This window comes from Pseudomonas sp. PS02290 (assembly GCF_029960075.1).
In the GTDB taxonomy this organism is placed as follows: Bacteria; Pseudomonadota; Gammaproteobacteria; order Pseudomonadales; family Pseudomonadaceae; genus Aquipseudomonas.
On sequence record NZ_JASCOY010000182.1, the window covers coordinates 1 to 4,676 of the forward strand.

The window sequence follows — 4,676 nt, forward strand, 5'->3', positions numbered from 1 at the left end:
CTGCCAGTCAAACGGTGGGTGAAAGGGTATCAGGCGCGAGGCGTGGGGCTGGAGAGGTTGAAGCATGGGGGAACCGCCGGTAGTCAGGGTCGGCTGACGCTAGCGTAATCACTGGAGGCGCACAAACTTTTCGGGCGGGAACGCATAGTGAGGGTGAACACACTGGCCGCTTACCGGCTGAAGCCGGTGCCACATGGGATCGCGTTCTAACTGTAGGACTGGCTTTAGCCGGGAAAGCGTCAGGGATCACAACGCAAGAATGAGGGTGATCGCACTGGCCTCTTCCCGGCTGAAGCCGGTCCTACAGGGATCGTGTTCTACGACGGATCCCGTGCATCTCTGTCAGCTCGGGCAGCCCACAGCACCGCCGTCAAGATTCTGCTTGTAGTTTTCATACTGCAGCGTGGCTTTGCCGTCGTTCCATTTGAGGGTAAGCACCAGCACGGAATCGAAGTCCTCCGGGACCCAGTCGTTGACCAGTTTGACCTTCTCGCCAGACGCTTCCTCGGCGACCTTGTTGATCAGCTCCGGCAGGTAGCCGTGGGACCAGGCGGTGTAGATGGTGGCGTCGTGGTATTTGTCGCGCATCAGCTCATCGGCCAGATCACCGGTGTCGTTGGCGGCGAAATCGATATTGACCGGCAGGCCCAGCTTGATGGCACTTGGGCCAACGGTCATCAGTGGGCGAAGGTAGCTGTAGGAATGATCGTGCTCGCCCTCTTCCACATGACGGCTCGGGTTGGCCGCGAAGATGAAGTCGGCTTTGCCGAAGGTATTCGGCAGCACCGTGGACAGGTCGATGGCCCGATTGAGGCCCTGGCAGTTCAGCTGACCCAGTCCGGTTTCGGGCTTCTCGGCGTGGCGCAGAAACACCAGGGTCTGGGTGCCGTTCTTGGCCTCGGCATGAACCCCCTTACCGGCGGCGAACCAGAAAATGGCGGAAGCGATGAGGAGGGTCGGAAACAGAAAATAGGTCATGCGCTGCATCGCGCGGGACCACAGAGGAGGTGTTGAAAGGCTCATATCGGCATGGAGTTCTGATGGCTCGTGATGGGCGTGACGCCCGATGCAACGTCCTTGTCAGCGTGTGGCTCGGTGCAGTATGGCGAGCGAATATTTCCGTATAACGAATGCCCATCAGATCAGAAAACGCTCAAGAGGTTGCACGCAAGCACCTGATTTGCCGAATTAATCGCCGAACGGTCAGAGGGTGTTGTTTTGGGGCACCGGTTTGTATCGACTGCAAACCACCGCGCTGAGCAGCACGGCGACGCCCGCTGTGGTGTAAATCCATGCAGGGGACGCCCACGGCAGCAACACCCCGGCGAGCAGCGGTCCGACGCCTGCACCGACGTCGCGCCACACCGCATTGCCCGCCAGCGCCTGAACCCTGCCCGGCCCCGGATTGCGTTCGGCGACCAGGGTGGTCACCAATGGCAATTGCAACGCCCGCAGGATCAGAATCGCGCCGGCGCCGACGATCAGCCAGTGAAAGCCGAAGGCCGTCAACGCCAGTGCGGTCACGGCGGAAAGCACCACCAGCATGCGCACAGCGCCGAAGCTGTCAGCCGCGCGCCCGCCCAACGGGCTGAGAAGCATCTCCGAGGCGTAGCGCAGGGCCAGCAACACACCGGCGATAAAGACCGCATTGCCGCCGAGCACTGTCTGCGCCTGAAGCGACAACCCGAAGATGAACAGCCCGTCCAGCGCCACGCCTTCGACGAACGACCACAGCGCCACACTGTCCGGCCGCTTGAAACGGCGCCCGGCGGAAGTGGGCAAGGGATGCGGCGCAGCGGGCAGCCCACGCGCAAACCACACCGCTCCAAGGGAACACAGCGCGAGGATGAAAAAGATAAGCCGCGGACCGTAATGCAGGCTGATCAGCGCGCCGATTGGCAGTGCCAGCATAGGGCCGATGGCGATAATCGCGCGGGATCGACCCGCCCGACGTGCCGCTCCACCTGGCTCCGAGGTCGCCAATGCCTGGGTCGACAGGTTCAGAGCCGCGTAACTCAGGCCCCAGCCCAGTCGCAGGATCAGCAACCACCAGAACCCGCTGATGAAGCTATTGCCAAACGCGCAGACCGCCGATACAAGGGCCGCCAGCGTCAAGGCCGCGCGATCGCCCCGCGCGGCGTAGAAACGTACGACATAGCTGTAGCCGAAAATCCGGACCAGCCGGTTGGCCGCCAGCAGGATCCCCGCCTGGGCGAGGCTGATGCCGAAGGCTCCGGCGTTCATCGGCAGCAACAGATACAGAAGCACGTCGCTGGGCAGGCACAAACTGAGAATGATCGCAGAACGGCGCGATGCGGAATCGGCGGAACGGGCAGTGACGGCGGACATGCTCGGAGAGGCCCTGTTGCAACGGTGGAGCGCCAGCATGCGGTTCTGCGCGTCGGCTGACAACCCGCAGCGCAGCGTGCTGAGTCTTCGGACGGCGGAGATTGCCGCTGTATGCCCAGCAACAGTCGATCAGCAGACTGTTGCATCGGTAGCACTTTCCCACTTGCCCGGCCCCGCAAACAGGGGACCTGGGCGGCGCCTCGCCAATGGCACAAAGCCTGCAATATTCCAATCAAGCAGATCGATTCGCTCCGACTGCTGATTTCGTCATAAGCAGCCGTGCGCAGCTTCCGCCCCTTGACTGGACACTCACCCATGACCGCACTTTCCCGTCTGCCGACTTCCTTCAAACTACTCGCCGGCGCGCTTGCACTGACGTTACAGCCGCTGGCCCAGGCTGCCGAGGCGCCACCGGCCGAGGTGCACCTGGATTACGCTTACTACTCGCCGGTCAGTCTGGTGCTCAAGCACTTTGGCTGGCTGGAAAAAGCCCTGCCAAACAGCAAAGTCAGCTGGGTGTTCAGCCAGGGCAGCAACCGCTCGCTGGAATACCTCAACAGCGGCGGCGTCGACTTCGCCTCCTCCGCCAGTCTCTCGGCGGTGCTGGCGCGGGCCAACGGCAGCCCGATAAAATCGGTTTATGTCTACAGCCGCGCCGAGTGGACCGCGCTGGTGGTGCGCAAGGACTCGACCCTGCAGAGCGTTGCCGATCTCAAGGGCAAGAAAATCGCCGCCACCAAAGGCACCGACCCTTACCTGTTTACCCTGCGCGCCTTGCAGCAGGCGAAGCTGACCAAGGACGACGTCGAACTCTTGCATCTGCAACACCCGGACGGCCGTATTGCGCTGGGGAAAGGCGACGTCGACGCCTGGGCCGGGCTCGATCCGCACATGGCCGCGAGCCAAATACAGGCCGGCTCGCGCTTGTTGTATCGCAACAAGGACTTCAACAGCTTCGGCGTGGTCAGCGTGACCGAGCGTTATGCGAAGGAACACCCTGAAGCGATCAAAACCGTCCTTGGCGCGTACGAAAAAGCCCGGGAATGGTCGCTGAAAAATCCGGACGAGCTGGCCCAATTGCTCGCCACCGAGTCAGGCCTGCCGCTGGATGTCGCCAAATTGCAATTGACCCGCACTGACCTCGGCAGCCCGCTGCTGACCGACAAAGACGTGACCGCGTCGAAGGCCGCCGCGCCGATTCTGGTTTCCGAAGCGCTGGTGCGCAAAGGGACGAACGTTGACCAGGTCATCGACCAGTTGATCGACCCGAGCTTCGGCAACGCGGTCGTCGCCAAGCCATGAGCAACGCGCGGGGCAGCGAAGTCAGTGGCGGCGGTATCGGAAGCAGCGTCAGCCCCAGGGCTCAGGTGTTGAAAGACGAGGCGTTGGACGCGCAACCGGTTGTGCGGCGTGCACGTGGGAATGGGCGAACCCGCATGAAGGGGCTTGCCGTGCCGGTGGCCATTTTGCTGCTGCTGGAAATTGCCGTCCGCGTGAGCTGGGTGCAGTCCTACCAGATGCCGGCGCCCAGCGAGATCGCCACGACGCTGACCGATCTGGCCGACGGCGCGCTGTGGAAGCACATCGGCGCCAGTTTGACGCGGGTGCTGTCGGGGTTCGTGATCGGTGCGGGTCTGGCGCTGGTGTTCGCGGCGTGGGTCGGGCTCAGTCGCGAGGCGGAAGCGTATCTGGAGCCGACGTTCGCGGGGCTGCGCTCAATCCCGAGCCTGGCCTGGGTGCCGCTGTTGCTGTTGTGGCTGGGGATTGGCGAGACTTCCAAGATTGTGCTGATTGCCATCGGCGCTTTTTTCCCGGTTTACCTGAACGGCGTGGCGGCGATTCGCAACATCGATCGCAAGCTGGTGGAGGTCGGGCAGATATTTCGCTTCAGTCAGCGGCAGATGATTGTGCATGTGTTTTTGCCCGCCGCCCTGCCCGGTCTGTTCACCGGGTTGCGCTCGGGGTTGAGTCTGGCCTGGATGTTTCTGGTGGCAGCGGAGTTGATCGCGGCGACGAAGGGGCTGGGTTATTTGCTCAGTGACGGGCGCGAGACGTCGAGGCCCGATATTGTGCTGGCGGCGATCATTGTGCTGGCGGTGTTGGGCAAGTTGACCGATGGGGTGTTGGCGATGCTGGAACGGCGGTTTTTGGCCTGGCGGGATACTTTCAAGGGCTAAGATCAAGATCAAGATCAAGATCTAGGGCGTCTGCCTGGGGGCAGACTGTTTCGCCTTCGGCGAGTTACTTGGAAAAGCACCCCAAGTAACCAAGGGTGCTTGCTCCTGGTTGGGTTCCTCCTTCGTCGGAATACCCTCACTCCGACGACG

At 62.3% G+C, this 4,676-nt stretch carries 4 protein-coding genes; 2 read left to right on the top strand and 2 right to left on the bottom strand.

Annotated features, from left to right (window positions below):
* Nucleotides 1-342: 342 nt before the first annotated feature.
* Nucleotides 343-1,023 (bottom strand): hypothetical protein, encoded by a 681-nt coding sequence (locus tag QMX88_RS28830; RefSeq protein ID WP_282373646.1) that lies wholly within the window; start codon nucleotides 1,021-1,023, stop codon nucleotides 343-345.
* 180 nt (nucleotides 1,024-1,203) lie between these two features.
* Nucleotides 1,204-2,349 (bottom strand): MFS transporter, encoded by a 1,146-nt coding sequence (locus tag QMX88_RS28835; protein ID WP_282373647.1) that lies wholly within the window; start codon nucleotides 2,347-2,349, stop codon nucleotides 1,204-1,206.
* A gap of 315 nt (nucleotides 2,350-2,664) precedes the next feature.
* On the opposite strand from QMX88_RS28835, the gene QMX88_RS28840 reads away from it, so the two are divergent.
* Both QMX88_RS28840 and QMX88_RS28845 read left to right on the top strand, forming a co-directional pair.
* Nucleotides 2,665-3,651 carry an aliphatic sulfonate ABC transporter substrate-binding protein gene (locus tag QMX88_RS28840; RefSeq protein ID WP_282373649.1) on the top strand — a complete coding sequence of 329 codons (987 nt, stop codon included), beginning with the start codon at nucleotides 2,665-2,667 and terminating at the stop codon, nucleotides 3,649-3,651.
* Entirely contained in the window at nucleotides 3,648-4,526 is an 879-nt protein-coding gene (locus QMX88_RS28845) for an ABC transporter permease (RefSeq protein WP_282373650.1), read from the top strand. The genes QMX88_RS28840 and QMX88_RS28845 overlap by 4 nt, the downstream gene beginning before the upstream one ends.
* Nucleotides 4,527-4,676: the final 150 nt, after the last annotated feature.